Here is a 22,792-nt window from a genome sequence, read left to right on the forward strand (position 1 = left end):
CGCCGGAGCCTCCCCACCCCCCACCCGCCGCGCCTGCGCGGCACGAGAGACGAAGACGACATGGCACGCACCCTCGACGAGCGGCCGCCGCGACAGCGGCAGGCCCCGCCCACGCCCGCTCGGGCGGCCGGTCCGCGCGCCGCCCGGCCCGGCCGCTTCCGGCGCTGGCGCACCCGCGGCGGGCTGAGCACCCTGCTCCTCGCGCTGCCGGTCATCCTGATCTTCTTCTACTTCTCCTGGCTTCCGATCGTGCGCGGCGTGATCATGAGCGTCCAGCGCAACAACTACGTCGCCGCGCCCGACTGGGTCGGCCTCGACAACTTCGCCTACGTGCTCCACGACCCGCTGTTGGGCACGGCGATCCTGAACACGCTGTACTTCGCGCTGCTGGCCATCCTGTTCGGCTTCCCGCTCCCGTTGCTCATGGCCGTGATCTTCTCGACCGTGACCATGCGCAGGCGCTGGCTGTACTCGCTGCTGGCCTATGTGCCCGTGATCGTGCCACCGGTGGTGGCGATCCTGCTCTGGAAGGTCTTCTACGACCCGTCGAGCGGGGGGCTGTTCAACAGCATCCTGGGGATGGTCGGCATTCCGCCCCAGCCGTGGCTCAACGCGGTCTCGTCGGCCATGCCGTCGATCGTGCTGGAGGCCACCTGGGCCGGCGCGGGCACCTCCGTGCTCATCTACCTGGCGGCGATCGCATCGGTACGGCCCGAGCTCTACGAGGCGGCGGAGCTCGACGGTGCCGGGATCGGCTCGCGGATCTGGCACATCACGCTCCCCTCCATCCGCGGCATCGTCATGACCATGCTGCTGCTGCAGATCATCGGCGCGGCCCAGATCTTCACGGAGCCGTTCCTCTTCACCGGGGGCGGACCGCAGAACGCGACCACCACGATCCTGCTGCTGCTCTACAAGTACGCGTTCCTCGACGGCGACTACGGCGCCGCAACCGCCCTGAGCGTGATGCTCGCGGTGGTGCTCGGCCTGCTCTCCGTGGGGTACTTCCGACTGACCAGGAGGTGGGCGGACTGATGGCCGTCGTCGAAACCACGCGAGGCACCCGCCGTCGCCGCCGCGAGTCCGTGGCCGAGGGGTCGTTCGTCTCGCGACACGACCTGGGACGGACGCGCACGCGCGTCGCGGTGCGCGTCGTGCAGGTGCTCGTCTTCGTCGGCGTCCTCGTCGCCGGGGCCGGTCCTCTGCTCTGGCTGCTCTTCGCCTCCCTCAACTCCACCCAGGACGTGCTGCGCGACCCGCTCGGGGTGTGGCTGCACGCCGGGCAATGGGGCAACTACCTCCAGGCGTGGAACCAGGTGGATGTGAGCCGTTACCTCGGCAACACCGTCGTGGTGGCGGTGGGCGCCTGGATCGCCAACCTGGCCGTCTCGGTGCTCGGGGGCTACGTCATCGCGGTGCTGCGGCCGAAATGGGGCAACCTCCTGAGCGGAGCGATCCTCGCCACACTGTTCCTGCCGAGCGTCGTCTCGCTCGTCCCGCTCTACCTCACGGTGATCGATCTGCCGCCGTTCGGGATCAGCCTCCAGAACACCTACTGGGCGGTCTGGCTGCCGGCCGCGGCCAACGCGTTCGGGGTGCTCGTCGTCAGTACGTTCTTCCGGGCGCTGCCGCGCGATCTCATGGAGGCAGCCCAGCTCGACGGCGCCGGGACTCTGCGCGTGCTCTGGTACGTCGTCCTCCCGCTCTCCAGGCCCATCCTCGGCGTCGTCTCGCTGCTCGCGATCGTGGCCGCCTGGAAGGACTACCTCTGGCCATCGCTGGTGCTGACGGACACATCGCTGCAGCCGATCTCGGTGGCGCTGCCGATCGTGCAGAAGACCTCGGAGCTCTCGGTGTTCCTGGCGGCCCTCTTCCTCGCCACGATCGTGCCTGTCGTGCTGTTCCTGATCTTCCAGCGCCAGTTCCTCGCCAGCGTGAGCCTCTCCTCCGGAATGAAGGACTGAGGCCGCCACGCCCCACCAGCCCGGTCGCTCCACGGTGCACGGCGACGATGCCGTGCGCTGACGCAGACAAGAAGGGAATCACCATGTTCCGAATGAGAGCGCTCGCGATCGCCGCGGCGGTCGGGATCTCCGCGGCGGCGGCCGTCGTCGCGATCCCGGCGCCCGCGCTGGCTGTGGGGACCACGTACTACGTGGACGCCGCCGCCGGCTCCGACACCGCCGCAGGCACGACGCAGGCGACCGCGTGGAAGTCGCTCGCCAAGGTGGACGCCACGACGTTCGCCGCCGGCGACAGCATCCTGTTCAAGCGGGGTCAGAGCTGGGCCGGCCAGCTGCACCCGCTCGGATCGGGCACTGCCACCAGCCCGATCACGATCGACGCATACGGCACCGGCGCAGCGCCGAAGATCGACGGCGGCACGCTCGCCGGCGGCGGCGCGGTGCTGCTGAAGAACCAGCACGACTGGACCATCCGCTCGCTCGAGGTGGTCAACGACTCCGGGACGGACAACTTCGGCACTCTGGCCGCTCCCGGCCTCACCCGCAGCGGCATCCTCGTCGACAACGCCGGAGGAGGGACGCTCAACGGCATCACCATCCAGGGCACCACCGTGCACGACGTCAACGGCTGCTTCAACTGCTCCGACGTCGACGCCCACCTGAACGGCGGCATCGTCGTCTACGCCGAGGGTGCCTCCGACAGCTTCAGCAACGTCCATATCGTCGGCAACACGGTCCACGACCTCGGCCGCACCGGCATCGTCTTCTGGGACGCCAGCTACTACACGACCACGCCGTACGCCCTGACCCAGTCGGCGCTCAGTACGGGCGTGGTGGTCGAGCAGAACACGGTGCAGAACGTGGACAGCGACGGGATCCTGACGTTCGGCACCGACGGGGCGCTGATCCAGAACAACGTCGTGGGCAACCCGGGCCAGAAGACGATCGCCGGTTCGACGGAAGCGGCATCCGCCGGGCTGTGGCCGACCCGTTCGATGAACACCACCGTGCAGTACAACGAGGTCTACGGCACGCTGACCCACGACACCGACGGCCAGGGCTTCGACTCCGACCTGCTCAACGTCAACACGGTGTTCCAGTACAACTACAGCCACGACAACCAGGGCGGGTTCCTGCTCATGATGGGCGGCTACTCGTCGACCCTCGTGGTGCGCTACAACCTGAGCGTCAACGACGGCTGGGGCGGGGTGAAGGGTGTCTTCACCTTCTCGTACGGCGTTCCGACCGGGACGGACATCTACAACAACACGGTCTACATCCCGTCGGGCGCCACCTCGAAGCCGATCTTCTGCGACGGCTGCGACGGCACCACCACCGGCGCGTGGAGCTTCCGCGACAACATCGTGGAGAACCACGGCAGCGGCGACTACCTGTACCCGAACGTCGCGGGCGCGGTCATCGACAGCAACGTGTTCTTCGGCAGCCATCCCGCGGGAGAGCCGGCGGACGCGCACAAGCTGACGACCGACCCCCAGCTCGTCTCGCCGTCGGGCGCCGCCCCCACGGGTCTCACCGCGGTCACGGGATACCAGCTGCAGCCGACCTCGCCGGCGATCGGCACGGGCGCGGTCATCGCGGCGAACGGCGGCCGCGACTACTTCGGCCGCACGGTGTCCGCCACCGCGGCCCCGAGCCGTGGCTTCCACGAGGCGCAGAACATCACAGGGCCCACGACGCTCGTCGATGACGCCAGCGGCTGGGGTGTCAGTTCGTCGCACACCTCGAACATGATCATCGACACCTCGACGCCGCTCAGCAACATGAACGGCGACGCGTCGCGATTCTCGCGATCCAACGGCTCGGCCGGCTCGGTGACCTGGCTCTTCGACGGGATGAAGACCTTCTCGGCGACGGTGTACGAATTCAGCGCGGATCTGACGAAGCTCACCTTCGCGAGCTCGCCGGACGGCACGACCTGGACGAACGTGGCCACCTCGCACACCACCCCGGCCGCCACCACCAACGGCTGGGCGTCGACGACCGTCACCCCGACGGCGACGCTGCCCACCGGCACGAAGTATCTGAAGGCGACCATCAGCGCCACCACGGCGTGGTCCATCGAGCTCGGCTCCCTCACGATCTCGAAGTGACCAGAGGCGTCGTGGCCGCCACTCCCTGGCGGCCACGACGCCGACCGACCGATTCCACCGAAAGGACCACGTGATCACCACCGAGACGACGGACGCGCTCTCGCCCACGGGGCTGGAGGTGCTCGCCGCGAGCGTCCGCGGTGCCATCGAGCTGACGGAGCGCGACGGCGGCTTCGCCCCGCGCAGGCTCCCGGGCTGGACCCGCGCTCATCAGGCCGGCCCCGCCATCCAGCTCATGGCCGACCAGACGCTCGGCGTGCGATTGGCCCTGGTGACGGCCGCCACCCGGCTCGAGGTGGAGGTCGCGGTCGCACGGATCGCCGCCCCCGAGGGCCACGAGCAGCGCCCGGCCGCATTCGAGCTCGACCACGACGGCACGACCGAGCGGATCGACCTGACCGAGGGGACGCTCATCCACGGCGACCCCTCCGGCGACGTCCGCCGCGAGGAGGGCGACGTCTCGACACTGCGCTGGACGCTCGGCGGCGATGGCCGCACCGAGCGCCCTGTCACCCTCTGGCTGCCGCACACGGCGGAGGTCGTCGTGCGCGGTGCGCGCGCCGACGCCCCGCTCGTCGCGGCTTCCGGCTCCACCGCCCCGCTGTGGCTGCACCACGGCAGCTCGATCAGCCACGGTGGCGAGGCGGACGGACCGCGCGGACCGTGGGCGCAACGTGCCGCCACCGCGCTCGGCCTCGAGCTGACCGACCTCGGGTTCTCGGGCAATGCCCTGCTCGATCCGTTCGTGGCACGCACCATCGCCGCCGAGCGGGCCGACGTGATCACCCTGAAGCTCGGCATCAACATCGTCAACATCGACGGGATGCGTCGCCGCACCCTGCTGCCCGCACTGCACAACTACCTCGACATCATCCGCGAGGCTCACCCGGCGACGCCGATCCTCGTGATCACCCCGATCACGTCGCCGTCGCACGAGGACCTGCCCGGCCCCACCCGCGAAGTCGCGCCAGGCAAGGTCGCGGGCACCCCTCGCGCCTGGACCCCCGAGGACGGCACGCTCACCCTCGGCCGCATCCGGGAGCTGATCGCCGCAGGCGTCTCGTCGCGGCAGCAGGGGGACCCGCGCCTCCACCTGCTCGACGGCCGCCTCCTCCTCGGCCCGGACGACGTCGACCGGCTGCCCGACGACCTGCACCCCGACGACGCCGGGCACCGCCTCATGGCCGCCCGGTTCGTCCGCCTCGCACGCGACGGCGGATCGGCCGTGGGCGCTGCGTTCGCCGCGCTCACGACCCCCGCAACCGACACCCCGAACTGAGGAGAACCGTGTCACCATCACCCCTGTCCGTCCAGCTGTACTCCATCCGGGAGGCGCTGGCCGAGGACCTGCCAGGAGCGCTCGCCCGCGTGCGCGGGATCGGCTTCGAGCTCGTCGAGGCGTACGACTTCGCCACCTGGCCGCGCCTCGGCGATGCGATCGCCGCCGCCGGGCTGGCGGTGCCGACCGCGCACAACCTCGTGCTCGGGCGTGACCAGGAGCAGATCTTCCGCGTCGCGGCCCGGCTCGGCATCGGCACCGTCATCGACCCGTACGTCCCGGAGGACCGCTGGACGACCGAGGAGGAGGTGGCCGCCGTCGCGGCGGAGTTCCGCGCCGCCGCCGCCATCGCCCGCGAGCACGGCGTCGCCCTGGCCTACCACAACCACGCCCACGAGATCCGTTCCCGCATCGGCGGCCGGACGGCTCTCGAGGTGTTCGCCGACCACGTCGGCGACGAGGTCGCGATCGAGCTCGACACCTACTGGGCGGCGGTCGGCGGTGTCGACCCCGTCGCACTGCTGCACACGCTCGGCGACCGCGTCACGGCGATCCACGTCAAGGACGGCCCGGCGACGGATGCCGAGATCGACCAGGTCGCCGTCGGATCCGGTTCGCTGCCGATCGCCGACATCCTCGCGGCGGCGCCGAACGCGCTGCACGTCGTGGAGGTCGACGACTCCCGCTCCGACCGCTTCCAGGTGATCGCGGACAGCTATGCCTTCCTCACCACGGCGGTGACCGCATGAGCGCGCACCGTCCCGTCGGCGTCGGGCTGATCGGAGCCGGCGTCATCAGCGCCGAATACCTCGGCAACCTCACCCGCTTCCCCGGAGTCGACGTCCGCTTCGTCGCCGACCTCGACGAGGGTCGCGCGGCCGCCCGGGCGGCCGCCTTCGGCATCCCCGGTTCTGGTTCGGTCGAGCGCCTCCTCGCGGACGACGACGTGGAGATCGTCGTCAACCTGACGCTGCCGCAGGTGCACGTGGAGGTCGGGCTGCAGGCGATCGCCGCGGGCAAGCACGTCTGGAGTGAGAAGCCGCTCGGGCTCGACCGCGCGAGTGCACGCCTGCTTCTGGATGCCGCCGCCGGTGCCGGGCTGCGCGTCGCTGCGGCGCCGGACACCTTCCTCGGTGCGGGCGTGCAGACCGCGCGCCGCCTCATCGAGGCGGGGGCGATCGGAGTGCCGCAGTCGGCACTCACGCTGCTGCAGTCGCCCGGGCCGGAGAGCTGGCATCCGAACCCCGACTTCCTGTTCCAGGACGGCGCCGGACCGCTCTTCGACGTCGGGCCGTACTACCTGACGGCGCTTGTGCAGTTGCTCGGCCCGCTCGCCTCGGTCGACGCCGTTCTGAGCGCCGCCCGCGAGACGCGAACGATCGGCTCCGGCCCGCGCGCGGGGGAGACCTTCGCCGTCACCGTACCGACGTATGTCGGCGCCGGCTACCGATTCGTGAACGGCACGAGTGCGCAGAGCGTCTTCAGCTTCGACTCCCACCTGCAGCGCACCCGCTTCGAGGTCTCCGGCAGCGAGGGCACGCTGGTCGTCCCCGACGTCAACGGCTTCGACGGCGAACTGCTGCTCTACACCGACGGCGACGAACCGCGTTCGATCGCGGCGGTCGGGTCGACCACCACCCGGGGGACGGGCGTCGCCGAGCTCGCCGAGGCGCTCCGGGAGGGCCGCCCCGAGCGCGCGACGGGTGAGCTCGCCTACCACGTGCTCGATGCCATGGTCTCGACGATCGAGGCGGGCGAGACCGGAAGCCCCGTCGTGATCGCGAGCCGGCCCGAGGTGCAGCCGGCGCTCTCGCCGGAATGGTCCGCCCTCGCGGCGGAGTCCGTCGCGAGCTGACAGGACCGGGGGGCTCGCCGATGGCATGACCGGCGGCGCGATGATGGGCTGAGCCCCCCGGCCCGATGACGACCGAGACCGAACGCCGAACACCGAACCGAAAGACGCGAGAGACATGACGTGGCACGCCCGGATGATCGCCGCCGACCGAGCCTTCGACGGAGCCCCGCTGCTGCGCAGGGAGTTCGCACTGGAGGGCGGCCACGGCGCCGTCGTCCGGGCGACCATCGCCCTCACCGCTCAGGGGGTGGTGGAGGCCTGGCTGAACGGCCGTCCCGTCTCCGACGACCTGCTCACTCCCGGTTGGAGCAGCTACGAGTGGCGCCTTCGCTACGCGACCTACGACGTGACCGCGCTGGTGGAGGAAACGACCGTGATCGGCCTCGCCCTCGGGAAGGGCTGGTTCGGCGGTCGCCTCGGCTGGACGGGAGGGTCCGCCTGGTACGGGGGCGCGCAGGGCGCGTTCGCGCAACTGGAGGTGGAGTTCGCCGACGGCAGCTCGCAGCTGATCGTCACCGACGACGCGTGGACGAGCGGCCCCAGCGCGGTGCTCGCGAACGACCTGTACGACGGCGAGACCATCGACGCCCGCCTGCGCGACGACGCCTGGAAGCTGCCGGGCTTCGCCGGCGACGGCTGGACCGGCACGCACGCGATCGACTTCGACACCGCCACGCTGGAGCCCTACCTCGGGCCGTCCGTGAAGCGCTGGGCCGCCCTCCCCGTGCGGGAGATCAGCACCTCGCCGTCGGGCAGGACCCTGGTCGACTTCGGGCAGAACCTGGTCGGGTGGATCAGGGTGCGCGTGCAGGGACCGGCCGGCACGGAGGTCACCGTCCGGCACGCGGAGGTGCTGGAGAACGGCGAGCTCGGCCTGCGACCGCTGCGCAGCGCGCAGGCGACCGACCGCTACATCCTCTCGGGAGGCGTGGACGAGTTCGAGCCGACCTTCACCTTCCACGGCTTCCGCTACGCCGAGGTCACCGGGTGGCCGGGCGAACTGAAGGCCGAGGACCTGACCGCGATCGCCATCGGCTCCGAGCTGACCCGCATCGGCGAGTTCAGCAGTTCCGACCCGCTGCTCGACCGGTTCCACGAGAACGTGGTGTGGGGGATGCGCGGCAACTTCGTGGACGTCCCCACCGACTGCCCGCAGCGCGACGAGCGCCTGGGCTGGACCGGCGATATCGCCGCGTTCGCGCCGACCGCGGCCTACCTGTACGACGTGGAGGCGTTCCTCTCGGACTGGCTGGTCGACCTGGACCTGGAGCAGCGGCACAACGCCGGGATCGTCGGCTTCGTCATCCCGGACGTGCTCAAGTACATGCCGCACCCGGAGTCCTTCGGCGAGCCGGACGCGACCGCGCTGTGGAGCGACGCGGCTGTCTGGGTGCCGTGGGATCTGTACCAGGCGTACGGCGAGACCGCGGCGTTGGAGCGGCAGTTCGACTCGATGGCCGCGCACGTGCGCCGGGTGAAGTCGCTGCTCTCGTCGGCCGGGGTGTGGGACGGCAGCTTCCAGCTCGGCGACTGGCTCGACCCGGACGCGCCGCCGGAGGACCCGGCGAAGGCGAAGGCGGACACGGGTGTCGTCGCGACCGCGTGCGCCTACCGGTCGGCGCGGATTCTGGCCGACACGGCTGCGCTGCTCGGCCGCCCGGCGGAGCACGCGGAGTTCGAGGCCCACGCCGCCGGCCTCCGCGCCGCCTTCAACCGCGAGTACGTCTCGGACGGCGTCGTGCTGAGCGACTGCACGACGGTGTACTCGCTGGCGATCGTGTTCGGACTGCTGGACGAGGCCGACGAGGAGTTCGCGGGCGACCGGCTGGCCGGGCTCGCAGCTGAGGCGGGCTACCGCATCTCGACCGGCTTCGCCGGCACCCCGTTCATCGCGGACGCGCTCAGCCGGACCGGTCACACGGATGTCGCCTACCGGCTGCTGCTGGAGAAGGAGTGCCCGTCCTGGCTCTACCCCGTCACCATGGGCGCGACCACGGTGTGGGAGCGCTGGGACTCGATGCTGCCGGACGGCACCATCAACCCAGGGGAGATGACCTCCTTCAACCACTACGCCCTCGGCGCGGTGGCGGACTGGATGCACCGGGTCGTCGGCGGGCTCGCACCGCTGAAGCCGGGCTACGCTTCGGTGCTCGTCGCCCCGCAGCCGGGCGGAGGCCTGACCGAGGCGGCGACGTCGCTGCAGACCCGGCACGGCCGGGTGTCGGTGCGCTGGAGCCTCGACGGCGACCTCCTGACGGTGCACGCCGAGCTCCCCGACGGCGTCGACGGCATCCTGCGGCTGCCTGGACGCGAGGACCAGCGGCTGGACGGTGGGCCGGTCTCGGTCACCACGGAGCTCGCAGTCGTAGCCGGGCAGTGGAAGGTCTGAGCCGATTCGACTCGGGCGCTCCCTACCCCTCGTCCTCCGCGAACGGCGGCAGCCGCCTGGCGCCTTGGCCGTCCCGCCCGAGGATGTCGCCGGGGTTCATGACGAGGCACACGCTGAGGGAGACGCACCCGCAACCGATGCACTGGCTCATCTCGCTCTGCAGGCGTTCCAGCTCGCGCTGACGGGCGGTGAGTTTGGCGCGCCAGTGCTCGTTCAGGCGGTTCCAGTCGCGGAGCGACGGCATCCGGTCGCGGGGAAGGGACTCGAACTGGTCGGCTACCTCGCTGAGCGGGATTCCGAGCCGCTTGGCCACTTGGATGATCGCGATCCGGCGTTCCATGTGCCGCGGATACAGGCGGGTGCCGCCCGGCGTCCGCTGGGTGTGGATGAGGCCCTTGCGTTCGTAGAAGTGCAGCGCGGAGGCGCTGACACCGGTGCGCCTGACGACCTCCCCGATGGTCAGAAGGTCCGTCGGCTTGGGCCGGTTGATCTCAACCATAGTTGAGATCCTACGCTGACAGACATGACCACCCAGACAACATCGGCTCCTTCCTGGCGGGCGCTCTTCAAGGGCGCGAACGGACGCATCGTCATCGTCCTCAGCGGCAGCATCGCGCTCTACGCGATCACGACCTACATCACCGGTGCGGTGCTGCCCGCGATGACCGAACAGCTGCACGGAGACCGCCTGTATGCGTGGGTGAACACCGCGTTCCTCGCCGCGTCCATCGTCGGCTCCGCCAGCGCGAGCGCGTTGGCTTCGCGGTTCGGCATCCGTGCGTCGTACCTGCTCGGCTTCCTCGTCTTCGCCGCGGGGTCCGTCCTCATCGCCGTGTCGCCGACGATGGAGGTCGTCGTGGCGGGTCGGGCGGCCGAGGGATTCGGTGGCGGACTGCTCTCGGCTCTCGCCTATGTGGCGGTGAGCATCACGCTTCCCGCGGAGCTCTGGGGGAGAGCCACCGCCCTCGTCTCCGCCATGTGGGGCGTCGGCGGCATCGCGGGGCCCGCGGTCGGCGGCCTCTTCGGCACAGCCGACGTGTGGCGCCTGCCGTTCGTCCTTCTGGCGGGTGTCGCCCTCGCGCTGGCTCTCCAAGCGCAGAGGTCCGTGAAGACCGAAGGCGGTGGCCGGAGCGCCGGGGGCAGCCACCGCGGCGCGATCGCGGTCCCCTCGCTCCTGATCGTCCTGCTCGCGGTATCCGGGTTCAGCGCCGCAGCCCTCTTCGACGGTCCGGCGCGACTGGGCTGGTTCGCCGCGAGCGTCGTCCTGCTCGGGATGTTCCTCGTCGTCGATGCCCGCTCGAAGACGAGCCTCCTGCCGCGCGCGACGTACCTGCGGGGGTCCGATCTGCGCTGGATCTACCTCCTCGTCGCCGTACTGGCCGGATCGGTGATGATCGAGGCGTTCATCCCCCTCTTCGGTCAGACACTCGGCGGCCTGCCGCCGTTCGCGGCAGGGTATCTGGGAGCCGTTCCCTCCGTCGGCTGGACGACCGCCCAGTTCCTGAGCGCTTCCGTCGCGAGCGAGCGCACCAAGCGCACGTTGCGCACCATCGGTCCGGTGGTGACCCTCGCCGGCTTCGTCGCTCTGGCCGTGACGCCGGCGACGAGCGGGCTCGGGATGCTGTGGTGGCTCCCGGCGCTGATGGCGATCGGCGCCGGCGTGGGATTGGCGTTCCCGCACTTGGCCGTGGCGGCGATGTCGACCGGTCGCGACGAGGGAGAGTCCGCACAAGCGTCTGCCGGCATCAGCGTCGTTCAACTGCTCAGCAACACCGTCTTCACGTCCGTGTGCGGACTCCTGCTCTCCACACGGATCGCCGGAGTCTCAGATCCTCAGGTGATGGCGACCGGACTCGCGCTCATCGTCGCGGCGGGCGTGGCAGTGGCCTTCGCCGGATTGCGGCGGCACCGTTAGCGGCTAACCGGTGTTCGTGCTCCCGGTCCGGAACACCGCAATGACCGACGCTCTCCGCGGTCAGTCTCTGCGCCAGGCGTCTCCGAGGGTGCTCTTGCGCGGGATGACGGTCGGCGGAAGCACCACCGTCTGCTTCTCGTCTTTCGCGCGGCCCCAGATCTCATCGAGCAGCAGACCGGCGGCGACGCCACCCATCTCCTCACCGGGCTGGCTCACCGTCGACACGGGGATGCTGCTCTCGGAAGCGAAGTGGTTGTTGTCGTATCCCACCACGGCGACGTCCCTCGGCACGCTGAAGCCCGGCGTCTCTTCGAACACCTGGATCAACCCGATCGCGATGAGGTCGGAGGCGGCGACGACACCGTCGAACTGAGGCCGTGTCGCGGCGGCGAGCTGACGTCCTGCCTGCTTGCCGTGCTTGATGTTGACGCCCAGCGTCTCGATGAGCTCCAGCGTCGCGCCTTCGACTTCGTCGACGGCCGCCCGCGCACCCTCGTAGCGGAGCTCGACCGCCCGGAAGATCAGCGGGCCGCCGACGAAGGCGATCCGTCGCCTGCCGAGGTCCAGCAGATGACGTGCGGCCAGGTAGCCGCCCCGTCGCTCGTCTGTGACGACGCCGGAGTAGATGTGGCGACGGGACTCGAAGTTGACCAGGACCATCGGCGTCGTGGACGTCAACCGGGAGGGCTCCTCGACGATCGCGCTGTCCAGCGGTGCGAGGATGATCCCGGCGACCCGTGCCTGCTCGAACGTCTGCAGGTAGTTCAGCTGTCGGTCGATGTCGATGGCGCTGTCGGCGATGAGGAGGTTCATTCCTCGGCGCCGAAGCGCAGCTTCGGCGCCTCGCGCGATGTCGACGAACAGGGAGTTGCCGAGATCCGCGAGCACGATTCCGACCGTGGTGCTGGTTCCCGCGGCAAGTGATCGTGCCGCATCGTTGCGGACGAAGCCGAGCTCGGCGATGGCCCCGAGCACACGTCGGCGTGTGGAATCGCTGACCTTGTCCGGGTTGTTCAGGGTGTTCGAAACGGTCCCGAGCGAGACGCTCGCCAGCCGTGCCACGTCGGCCATGCTCGGGCGAGGAGCGTCGTTGCCCCTCTTCGTCGTTCCGGAAATGGTGGCCTCGCTAACCGGACAAGAGTCCATCGTGTAGAAATCGTCGCATAATCCGTCCCCGGCATCGCAAACCGGTGGAATTATGAAGCGCTTCAAACAAAATAGTACCGCAGTTGACATGAATCCGGCCATGTGTCACTCTGCCTTTTGAAGCGCTTCACATTCGAAGAGGCTCGCATTCAAGGAGGAATTGTGACCACAGCAGTCAAGCGGCGCAGCGCGCGCTTGGTTTCGGCCCTCGCGGTCGTCGGTGCCGGAGCCGTGTTGCTCTCGGCCTGCTCCAGCGGCAGCACCGGTGGCAGCAACACCGCGTTCAACTACCTCGGCCAAACCGAGAACACCACGATCGTCGGCACGCTCAAGACTCTGAGCACCGGCGAATGCACCGCGGAGAACAAGGCGCTCCCGCTCAAGGCGACCACCAACCCCGGCTCGAGCTTCGACCAGAAGCTGCAGCTCCTCGCCGGCCAGAACGCACTGCCGAACATGTCGATGGCGGCGGGCACCCCGAGCCTCATGAAGCAGTTCATCACGGCGGGCAAGCTGAAGGACCTCTCGAGCGTCGCCGGCGTCTCGGACCAGATCCTCCCCGCGGCGAAGTCGACCATCGAGAAGCTCTATGGCACCGACAAACTGTACGTGCTCCCGACCGAGTTCAACATCGAAGGCATCTGGTACAACAAGAAGATCTTCCAGGACAACGGCATCGAGGTGCCGAAGACCTGGAACGCTCTCGTCGACGCATCCGTGAAGCTCAAGGCGGCCGGGGTCCAGCCGATCTCGACCGACGGCAAGGACGGCTGGCCGATCACCCGCCTCATCGGGGACTACATCTTCCGCGACCTCGGCCCGGACGCCCTCAAGGACGTCGCGGACGGCAAGGCGAAGCTCACCGACGCTTCCTACGTCAAGGCCGCCGACGCCGTCGCAAGCCTGGGCAAGCAGGGATTCTTCGGCGACGCCGTCGGATCCATCGACTACAACACCATGATCAACTCGTTCCTGACCGGCAAGGCCGCCATGATGTACAACGGCAGCTGGGTTCTCGCCAACTTCGCCGACAAGACCCAGAACCAGATCGGTGAGGACAACATCGGCTACATGCCGTTCCCCGCGGTCAGCGGCGGCAAGGGCAGTATCGACCAGGTCCCGTCGAACGTCGGGGTTCCTGTGACCTTCGCCAGCAAGAACTTCGACGGCAAGGTCGGTGACTGGGTCAGCTGCATCGCGAAGAACTACGGCAACCAGGTGCTGGCCGACAGCGGAGTCGTCTCCGGCTTCACGATCACGAAGCAGCCGTCGAGCGTCCCCAGCCTGACCAAGACCGTGCAGGACGTGGCTGCGAAGACCACCACCAGCGTGCTCTGGTTCGAAGCGCTGTTCTCCGCCAAGGCGACCACGGTCAGCTCGAACAACGCGAGCCAGCTCGTGAACGGCTCGATCGACGGGGCTCAGTTCATGCAGCTGGTGCAGGACGCGAAGTAGTCCGACCGACAACGCCGACCGTTCCGGGCCGGGAGCCCGCCCCTGGCCCGGAACGGTCGCGCCCATCCGACTCAGAAAGCCCAGTCAATGAAATCCGTACTCGGTGACCGTCGCGCCGTTCTCGTCCTCGTCGGACCCGCGCTCCTGCTCTACTCCCTCATCATGCTCGTCCCGATCGTCTGGTCGGTCGGTTACACCACCTTCAGCGGGAACATCGTCACCGGCTTCACGTGGGCAGGACTCGACAACTTCGTCAAGTTCTTCCAGGACCCTGCGTCCTGGGCGGCCATCGCGTTCACCCTGAAGTACGCGATCGTCCTGACGATCGGGCAGATCGTGATCGGCTATCTGCTGTCCCTGATGTACGTGTTCTTCCTTCGCAAGGCATCGGGCCTCATCCGCACCCTCGTGTTCTTCCCCGTGGTGCTTCCGACCGTCGCGGTGGCCCTGCTGTTCCAGAAGCTGTTCGAGTCGGCTCCCACTCTCGGCCCGGTGAACTCCGTCCTGAACTGGGTGGGCCTTCCCAGTGTCGACTGGTTCGGGCACGCCGACTCCGCCTTCTGGGTCATCGTCATGATGGACATCTGGCGTTCCATGGGGTTCTATGCGGTCCTCCTCTACGCGGGCATCGTCGACATCCCGGACGACATCATCGAATCGGCGCGCCTCGACGGCGCACACGGCTGGAAGCTGATCCGAACGATCGTGCTGCCTCTGTCGCTGCCCGTGCTGCTGTCGTCGATCATCTTCAGCATCAACGGAACGCTCAAGGTCTTCGACTCGGTGCTGGCCCTGACGAACGGCGGCCCCGGAAACGGCACGACGCCCTTGACGCTGTACATGTACCAGACCGCGTTCACGTACGGCGACTACGGCTACGGCTCGACGATCGCCTTCATGCTGACGATCCTCTGTCTGATCGTCACCATCTTCATCTTCCGCTCCACGCGCCGCGACCTCACGAAGGGCTAGCAATCGTGTCCGCAGTAACCACCGACCGCATCCCCGCTGCGGCGACCCGGGGCGAGACCCCCGGAGAGCGTCGCGAGCCGAAGGCTCTCCGCTTCATGAAGCGTCTGCCCGTACGGATCCTGATCGCCGTCCTGCTGGTGATCGAGATCTACCCGCTGATCTGGATCCTGCTCGGTTCGTTCAAGACGCAGAACGAGTTCCTGAACGAACCCTTCTGGTCCCTGCCCTCCAGTCTCGACCCCGTCAACTACGTCGCCGCCTTCACGACCGGGAACCTGGGGCACTACATCCAGAACTCGGTCATCGCGGTCTTCCCCTCGCTGGCGCTGACGATCCTTCTCGGCGTCGCCGCGGGGTTCGCCCTCCAGGTCATGGTCTGGCGCGGACGCAGCGTCGTCCTGCTGCTCTTCCTGGCCGGCGTCATGGTGCCCGGCCAGATGATCCTGCTGCCGCTGTTCACGATCTACTACCAAGCGGGCCTGACGGGAACGCTGTGGCCGCTGATAATCACGTACACGGTGGGAGGCCTGCCGCTCACCGTCTTCATGATGGCCACGTTCTTCCGTGCGGTGCCGCACGAGATCTTCGAAGCGGCGACCCTGGACGGCGCCAGCATCTACCGTTCCTTCTGGTCGATCGGCTTCCCGATGGTCCGCAACGCGATCTTCACCGTCGGCCTGGTGCAGTTCTTCTTCCTCTGGAACGACCTGCTGATCGCGCTCACCTTCACCAACAGCAGCGACCTCCAGACGATCCAGGTCGGCTTGCTGAACTTCACCGGGCAGTACGGCGCTGTGCAGTACGGTCCGACGTTCGCCGCGATCTGCGTCAACGTCTTCGGAACGCTGATCATCTACCTGTTCCTCAACGAGCGCGTGATGAAGGGCCTCACCGCAGGCTCCGTCAAGGGCTGACCGAGCCCCGCTCCACACATCGCACACTCAGACCAACGGGAGAACAGTGACATCCACCTTCACCGACGCAGCCGTGTCCGTCGACGAAATCTGGCTCGAGAACCGCCGGGGAGCGTCCACGCTCGGTATCGCGGAGACGCGGCCGCGCCTGTCGTGGCTGGTGAGCGGCGACTCGCGGCATACATCGTTCACCGTCGAAGGCCGTGCGTCCGACGGGACGGTCAGCGTGTACGACGCCGAGGGTGCAGCCACCTCGATCGCGTGGCCGTTCTCGCCGCTTCGATCACGCGAACGGGTGACCGTGCGGGTGCGCGTGTCCACCGCAGACGGTCACTCGGCCTGGTCGGCGAGCCAGTCCGTGGAAGCAGGTCTGCTCGAACGCGCCGACTGGATGGAACCCTTCGTCTCGCCGTCCCCGTCCGCCGCCCAGGGCGGGCTGCGGCCGGGCTACCTGCTGCGCAACGAGTGGGACCTGGCCGCTGTCGGGATCGGCGTCGATGACATCCGGCATGCGCGGGTGTACTCGACGGCGCACGGCGTCTATGAGCTCGAGCTCAATGGCGAACCGGTGTCACCCGACGTGCTCGCGCCCGGCTGGACGAGCTACCGGCATCGTCTGCGCTACCAGACCACCGACATCACCGATCGCCTCCGACCGGGACGCAATGCTCTCGGGGTCTGGTTGGCAGACGGCTGGTACCGCGGACGTATCGGTTTCGACGGTGGCCTCTGGGACTACTACGGCGAGGACGTTTCGGCGCTGGTCCAGCTCGAACTCACCCTGACCGACGGCCGGCTGCTGCGGGTCCCGCTCGCGGACTCGTGGCGGTACCGGGCCGCGCCGATCACGGCGGCGGGCTTGTACGAGGGCGAGAGCTACGATGCGCGACTGCTGCCTCGCGGGTGGAGTGCGCCGGGGTTCGACGCGACATCGTGGGCGCAACCCGAACTGCTCGCACTGGACGCTTTCCCTGCCGCGATCGAGGCGCCGGTCGGTCCGCCGATCCGCGTCACGGACGTGCTCGAACCCGTGGCGGTGGAACGTGTCGCCTCCGGTCGGATCCGCCTCGACTTCGGCCAGAACATCGCAGGAAAGCTGCGGATCCGAGTGCGTGGACAGGCTGGCCAGACGGTGCGGCTGCATCACGCGGAAGTGATCGAGAACGGCGAACTCGGAGTCCGCCCGCTGCGCACCGCCGTCTCCATCGACTCGTACACACTGGCCGGCGACCGGCTGGAGGAGTGGACACCGCGCTTCACGCTTCACGGCTTCCGGTACGCCGAGCTCGAAGGGTGGCCCGGAGACATCGACACGGTCGACGTGGCGGCCCTCGTCGTGCACTCCGATATGCAGCGCACGGGATGGTTCACAAGCTCTCACCCCGGGCTGAACCGCCTCCACGAAAACATCGTCTGGTCGATGCGCGACAACTTCGTGGACCTTCCGACGGACTGCCCCCAGCGCGACGAGCGGATGGGGTGGACCGGTGACATCCAGGTGTTCGCGCCCACGGCCCTCTATCTCTACGGCGCCCAGGGCGTGCTGACCAGCTGGCTCCGGGATGTCGCGCACGAGCAGAAGGACCACGGTCACGTTCCCAATTTCGTGCCGTGGGTGGAGTGCGGCTTCCCGAACTTCCCGACTGCCGCCTGGGGGGACGCGGCCGTCATCGTGCCGTGGGCGCTGTATCAACACGATCACGATCCGTCGATCCTTGCGAGCCAGTACGAGTCGATGAAAGCGTGGGTCGACCTCGTCGACGACCTCACCGGCCAGACCGGCCTCTGGAACGCCGGGTTCCAACTCGGGGACTGGCTCGACCCGGCCGCTCCTCCGAACAATCCAGGAGACAGCCACACGGACAAGTACCTAGTGGCGACGGCATACCACGCGCTGTCCGCGAGGCTGCTCGCACGGTCGGCGAACATACTGGGGCGGAGTGAAGACGCGGTGCACTACGGCCGGATCGCCGAGCGAGCCGTCGCCGCGTTCCAGAACGAGTTCCTCTCGCCGAACGGCCGGCTCGTCAGCGACACCGTCACCTCGATCGCGGTGGCCCTCGTCTTCGAGTTGTTCGCGACTCCGGAGCAGGCGGAGCGGGCGGGAGCGCGACTGATCGAGTTGGTCGCGGCATCCGACTACCGCATCACCACAGGGTTCGTCGGAACCCCTCTGGTCTGCGACGCGCTCACCATCGCCGGGGGAATCGACCACGCCTACCATCTCCTGCTGCAGGAGGAGTTGCCGTCGTGGCTCTACCAGGTCGGCAAGGGGGCGACGACCGTGTGGGAGCGCTGGGACAGCATGCTTCCCGACGGTTCCATCAATCCCGGCGGGATGACCTCGTTCAACCATTACGCCCTCGGAGCGGTCGCGGACTTCCTGCACCGGGTCGTGGCCGGGCTCAACCTCCCAGAGCCGGGCAGCGACGTCGTGGTGATCAAGCCGCATCCCGGAGGTGGTCTCACCCAGGCTGGCACCCGTCACCTCACGACGCACGGTGAGGTGGGCGTCGAGTGGACCCGCCGCGGCACCGACTTCACGATCGACGTCGACGTGCCGCTGGGCCTTCGGGCCCGGGTGACTCTGCCCGGCTCCGGCGACGCGTTCGTCGAGGTCGGGCACGGCACGCACCGGCTCGTCGGTGAGTTCCGCAGCGCAGAGGACGACCCGCGCAAGCCGGCCAAGCGACGGTGGTGAGGAGACGACGGCGGTGAGGAGAGAAATGCACGGATCATCGTTCCCGCTGGTCGACGCCGAGACGACGCACGGTCGTGTGCGGGGAACCATCGAGCGCGGAGCGCTCGCCTTCAAAGGGATCCCCTACGGCGGATCGACCGCGGGCCCGAACCGGTTTCGGCCGCCGAAGCAGCCCGCGGGGTGGGACGACGTGCGGAGCTGCTTGTTCTGGGGTCCGCAGGCGCCCCAGCAAGCACTGGGCCAGAACGCTCTCGGCCTGAGCGGCGACGAAGACGCGTTCGTCTTCTATCGGGGCTCGGCCGCGGTGGCTCAGAGCGAGGACTGTCTGCGGGTGAACGTCTGGACTCCCGATCTGGCCGGTGCCCGGCCGGTGATGGTCTATCTGCACGGCGGAGCGTTCACCGGAGGATCCGGCAACGATCTGCTGGCCTACGACGGTGCGAATCTCGCACGTTCCGAGGACTGTGTGGTGATCACCTCGAACCACCGGCTCAACCTGTTCGGTTTCCTCGACCTCAGCCGGCTGACCGGCTACGAGGACAGCGCGAACCTCGCCATGCAGGACATCGTGTTGATGCTGCAGTGGGTGCGCGACAACGCCGCGTCATTCGGCGGGGACCCGGGGAACGTCACCATCTACGGGCAGTCGGGCGGTGGCGGCAAGGTCTCGTGCCTGCTCTCCATGCCGTCCGCCCGGGGGTTGTTCCACAAGGCTGTCGTGCAGAGCGGCTCGTTCGCCGAGATCCTGGACCCCGACGCGTCGCACGCCCAGGCCCGCGAGGTTCTCGACCGTATCGGAGTCGCGCCCGATCAGCTCGACGGGATCCCGATGAGCGCGCTGATCGATGTCGCGGCCGGCTTCGGCTTCACAGCATGGCGGCCGGTCCAGGACGGGCGCATCATCGCGGAGCCTCTGCTCGGCGATCCGTCGGCGCCGGGCTCCGACGCGCTCTCCGCCCACGTTCCGCTGATCGTCGGAGCGAACCAGAACGAGTTCGTGAACGGCCTGGACAACCCCCGCGCCGAGACCATGACCTGGGCCGATGTCCGTTCGGAGCTCCGTACCGATTTCGGAGCCTCCGCGGACGACGTGCTCGCCGCGTACAAGGACCGCTACCCTGACGAGTCGCCGTTCGGCCTCTTCGCCACCATCGAGGCCGCTCCGATGCGGGTGGCGGCGGTGCGCCAAGCGGAAGCCAAGGTGGCACAGGGCGGCCAGGCCTGGCTCTATCAGTTCGCCTGGAAGACTCCGGTACTCGGAGCCAGGCCCGGCACGTTCCACAGCGCCGAGATCGCCTTCGTGCAGAAGAACGCCGTTCTCTGCGAACGACAGACGGGGGCGACGGCGGCCGCCCTCGACGTGGCAGACGCTGTGGGTGGCGCATGGGCGGCCTTCGCGAGAACGGGGCGCCCAGGAGAGCAGTGGCGACCGTGGGATGACGGGCGCTCGACGATGGTCTTCGACGCTCCCAGCCGGTGCGAGGCGAACTTCGACGACCAGATCCTCCAGGCGGTCGGTCACGCGACGTGGACGTGGGCGTGAGGCCGAGGAGCGGTGTTCAACGCGTCGCCCCGGACGTACGGGATGACGTTCGGCGTCGGGTCCTACAGTCCGCCGGTGGATTCGCGAACGACGAGCTGCGCCTCCGTCTCGGGTCCGGCCGTGGGCGTCGGCGCGTCGGTGACCGCGCTCAGAGCGAGCTCCGCGACGTAGCGTCCGAGCCCCGCCGTGTCGATTCGCACGCTCGTGAGGCTGGGGACGAAGAGCGACGCGAGGGGACTGTCGTCGTGGCCGATCACGGCGACATCGTGCGGGACGGTGCGCCCGGAGCGGAGGACGGCGCCGGCGACCAGCGCCGCGATGTCGTCGTTGTAGGCGACGACGCCGTCGATTCCCCTGGCCAGCCATCCCTCGACGACCGCGGCCGCGTCGGTCGCGTCGATGTCCGCATCCGCAGCGAAGCCGCTGCCGGTCCGTTCCAGCAGAGTCCGGCCCGCTAGCGCACGACGGGTGGCCACGAGGTCCCCGATCCGCGGATCCGCCGAACCGGCGAACGCGAGCGTCGAGCGGCCGCGCTCGAGCAGGTGCTCGACCTGGAGGCGCGGCCCTTCGATGTATCGCAGGTCGTCCGCTGCTGCTTCTGCTCCGTCTTCGAGGACGGCTGCGATCACGTGCTGCACTCCACTGTCGCGGATCTCCGCGACGAGGGCGCGGGGGAGTGGCGCCATCCCGAGCACCACGTCGGGGCGCAGCGTCTCCCACAGTGGCTGAGCTTGGCCGCCGGGGTGCGGCGTCATCGTGACCAGCGAGTACCCGGCGCGATCGAGGACCAGCGATGCCTCGTCCAGGTGGGTGCGCATGCTGTAGTCCATGGGCCAGTCCGGGAGGATGACCAGAACGATCCGGCTCTGACCGCTCCGCAGTGCTCGTGCGGCGGTGTGCGGCCGGTACCCGAGGCGCTTCGCCTCTGTGAGCACCCGTTCCCGGGTCGCGGAGGAGATCGTCTGGCCGGGGGTGTTGTTGAGGACGAAGCCGACCGTGGCGCGGGAGATGCCCAACGAGCGCGCGACATCGGCCGCGGTCACGCGCTTGAGGGTTTCCGAATTCGTCACAGGTTCTCCTTCGTCCTCTCGACTCTATCTCGCACTTGCACGTGCTAGCTAGTCGCGTCTATAGTGACTTCACTAGCTCGTGCTAGTACCCTTCCCGAAACAGAGCCCCTGACGATGGAGTCACCTGACATGTCGAACCCCACCAGCGACGAACCGGTCGTCGCAGCGATGCCGGCACCGCTTCCCGCTCCGACCGTCCATCCCGAGGCGGTCGCCGATGAGGCCCGCACCCCGCCGGAGCTTCCGAAGGTCGGCGCCGGCTACATCTGGTTCATGGTCCTGGCGCAGTTCGGCGTCTTCATGGCCTTCATCACCCCGATCGCGATCTCGCTCGCCATCCGGGTGCAGTCCATCGCTCCGGGGCACGCCGAGTACCTCGGCTACATCACCGGCGCCGGCGCCCTGTTCGTGATGCTCTCCGCGCCTTTCATGGGGGTGTGGAGCGACCGCACCCGCAGCCGCCTCGGCCGCCGTCGTCCCTTCATGATCGGCGGCATGGTCGTGGGCGTCGTCTCGCTGGTGTGGATGGCGGCGGCCCCGTCCGTCCTGCTGCTCGGCGTCGGCTGGGTCCTGGCGCAGTGGGGGTGGGGCACGGTGCTCAGCAACCTCCAGATCTCCACCGCCGATCGCCTCCCGGAATCCCAGCGCGGCAAGGTCGGCGGTCTCACCGGGTTCGCGACGCAGATCGCGCCCGTCTTCGGCGTGGTCATCGCCCAGTTCTTCACGGCGAACGCCCTGCTGCTCTTCCTCGTCCCCGGAGCGGTGGGCGTGGTCCTGGTGACGCTGTTCGTGACGCTCGTGCACGAAGACGACAGCCGAGGGCTGCCGAAAGAGCAGTTGACGGTCGGTCGATTGCTGCGGAAGTACGTCTACAACCCGGCGCAGTTCCCGGACTTCTCGTGGAACTGGCTCGGCCGCTTCCTCTTCTACTTCGGGCTCACCCTGAACACGACCTTCACCGCCTTCTTCTTCGCGGAGCGCATGGGCGTCACGGTCGACAAGGTGGCCGGAGTCATCGCTGCTCTGGGCGGCATCGGCGTGCTCGCGACCACCGCCGGTGCGCTCGGCGGTGGCTTCCTGTCCGACCGGCTCCGCAGGCGCCGCGTCTTCCTCGTGCTCGGCGGTGCGGTGATGGCCGCGGGTATGACGACGATGGCCCTCTCGAATTCGCTGCCCCTCCTGATCGCCGGCTCACTCGTGGTGTCGCTCGGCATCGGTCTCTTCGCCGCCGTCGACCAGGCGCTGTTGCTGGACGTCCTGCCGGAGAAGGACACCGACGCGGGCCGCTTCATGGGTATCACCGGCTTCGCCACGTCGATCCCGCAGGCCGTCGCACCGCTCGCCGCCTCGGCGATCCTCCTCATCGGCGTCACCGGCGGCCAGAAGAACTACACGCTGCTCTTCCTCATCGCCGCCGCGCTCGTCCTCCTCGGCGGTCTCGTCATCCTCCGCATCCGTTCCGTCCGCTGACCCACGAA

At 68.7% G+C, this 22,792-nt stretch carries 17 protein-coding genes; 14 read left to right on the top strand and 3 right to left on the bottom strand.

The features are described 5' to 3' along the window. Positions 1-60 precede the first annotated feature (60 nt). The 7 genes from JNB50_RS12205 (at position 61) to JNB50_RS12235 (ending at position 9,598) form a co-directional block, all read left to right on the top strand. Complete coding sequence (locus tag JNB50_RS12205) at positions 61-1,035, top strand: carbohydrate ABC transporter permease (protein ID WP_208040720.1); 975 nt, start codon at positions 61-63, stop codon at positions 1,033-1,035. After that, positions 1,035-1,964 carry a carbohydrate ABC transporter permease gene (locus JNB50_RS12210; protein WP_208040423.1) on the top strand — a complete coding sequence of 310 codons (930 nt, stop codon included), beginning with the start codon at positions 1,035-1,037 and terminating at the stop codon, positions 1,962-1,964. The genes JNB50_RS12205 and JNB50_RS12210 overlap by 1 nt, the downstream gene beginning before the upstream one ends. Before the next feature lie 83 nt (positions 1,965-2,047). Next, complete coding sequence (locus JNB50_RS12215; protein ID WP_208040424.1) at positions 2,048-4,075, top strand: right-handed parallel beta-helix repeat-containing protein; 2,028 nt, start codon at positions 2,048-2,050, stop codon at positions 4,073-4,075. Between the two features lie 70 nt (positions 4,076-4,145). Next, a complete protein-coding gene (locus tag JNB50_RS12220; protein WP_208040425.1) occupies positions 4,146-5,354 on the top strand; it encodes a GDSL-type esterase/lipase family protein in 1,209 nt (402 codons plus the stop codon). 8 nt (positions 5,355-5,362) lie between these two features. After that, entirely contained in the window at positions 5,363-6,103 is a 741-nt protein-coding gene (locus JNB50_RS12225) for a sugar phosphate isomerase/epimerase (protein ID WP_208040426.1), read from the top strand. After that, the gene (locus tag JNB50_RS12230; protein ID WP_208040427.1) at positions 6,100-7,209 is read left to right on the top strand and encodes a Gfo/Idh/MocA family protein; all 1,110 of its coding nucleotides are present in this window, start codon (positions 6,100-6,102) and stop codon (positions 7,207-7,209) included. The genes JNB50_RS12225 and JNB50_RS12230 overlap by 4 nt, the downstream gene beginning before the upstream one ends. A 115-nt stretch (positions 7,210-7,324) precedes the next feature. Further along, positions 7,325-9,598, top strand: a complete 2,274-nt coding sequence (locus JNB50_RS12235; RefSeq protein ID WP_208040428.1) for an alpha-L-rhamnosidase — start codon at positions 7,325-7,327, stop codon at positions 9,596-9,598. A 22-nt stretch (positions 9,599-9,620) separates the two neighbouring features. Here the strand turns inward: JNB50_RS12235 and soxR are convergent, their stop codons facing one another. Next, entirely contained in the window at positions 9,621-10,097 is a 477-nt protein-coding gene (gene soxR, locus JNB50_RS12240) for a redox-sensitive transcriptional activator SoxR (protein ID WP_208040429.1), read from the bottom strand. Between the two features lie 24 nt (positions 10,098-10,121). Between soxR and JNB50_RS12245 the strand changes: the two genes are divergently transcribed. Further along, entirely contained in the window at positions 10,122-11,513 is a 1,392-nt protein-coding gene (locus JNB50_RS12245; RefSeq protein WP_208040430.1) for an MFS transporter, read from the top strand. A gap of 60 nt (positions 11,514-11,573) precedes the next feature. Here JNB50_RS12245 and JNB50_RS12250 read toward each other — a convergent pair whose 3' ends face one another. Beyond that, positions 11,574-12,584: a LacI family DNA-binding transcriptional regulator gene (locus JNB50_RS12250; protein WP_243768421.1), complete on the bottom strand. Its 1,011-nt coding sequence runs from the start codon at positions 12,582-12,584 to the stop codon at positions 11,574-11,576. Between the two features lie 237 nt (positions 12,585-12,821). Here JNB50_RS12250 and JNB50_RS12255 point away from each other — a divergent pair, with 237 nt between their 5' ends. From JNB50_RS12255 to JNB50_RS12275, 5 genes are all read left to right on the top strand, one after another. After that, positions 12,822-14,114, top strand: a complete 1,293-nt coding sequence (locus JNB50_RS12255) for an extracellular solute-binding protein (RefSeq protein ID WP_307794701.1) — start codon at positions 12,822-12,824, stop codon at positions 14,112-14,114. Between the two features lie 87 nt (positions 14,115-14,201). Next, entirely contained in the window at positions 14,202-15,086 is an 885-nt protein-coding gene (locus JNB50_RS12260) for a carbohydrate ABC transporter permease (RefSeq protein ID WP_208040432.1), read from the top strand. A 5-nt stretch (positions 15,087-15,091) separates the two neighbouring features. Then, entirely contained in the window at positions 15,092-16,000 is a 909-nt protein-coding gene (locus JNB50_RS12265) for a carbohydrate ABC transporter permease (protein ID WP_307794702.1), read from the top strand. A gap of 46 nt (positions 16,001-16,046) precedes the next feature. Continuing rightward, entirely contained in the window at positions 16,047-18,701 is a 2,655-nt protein-coding gene (locus tag JNB50_RS12270; RefSeq protein ID WP_208040433.1) for an alpha-L-rhamnosidase, read from the top strand. Between the two features lie 25 nt (positions 18,702-18,726). Next, positions 18,727-20,244 carry a carboxylesterase/lipase family protein gene (locus JNB50_RS12275; protein ID WP_208040434.1) on the top strand — a complete coding sequence of 506 codons (1,518 nt, stop codon included), beginning with the start codon at positions 18,727-18,729 and terminating at the stop codon, positions 20,242-20,244. 62 nt (positions 20,245-20,306) lie between these two features. Here the strand turns inward: JNB50_RS12275 and JNB50_RS25775 are convergent, their stop codons facing one another. Further along, positions 20,307-21,314: a LacI family DNA-binding transcriptional regulator gene (locus tag JNB50_RS25775; protein ID WP_307794703.1), complete on the bottom strand. Its 1,008-nt coding sequence runs from the start codon at positions 21,312-21,314 to the stop codon at positions 20,307-20,309. 129 nt (positions 21,315-21,443) lie between these two features. Here JNB50_RS25775 and JNB50_RS12285 point away from each other — a divergent pair, with 129 nt between their 5' ends. Further along, positions 21,444-22,784, top strand: coding sequence for an MFS transporter (locus tag JNB50_RS12285; RefSeq protein ID WP_243768422.1), 1,341 nt, complete (start codon positions 21,444-21,446; stop codon positions 22,782-22,784). Positions 22,785-22,792 lie beyond the last annotated feature (8 nt).

Source organism: Leifsonia sp. TF02-11 (assembly GCF_017565305.1).
GTDB lineage: Bacteria > Actinomycetota > Actinomycetes > Actinomycetales > Microbacteriaceae > Leifsonia.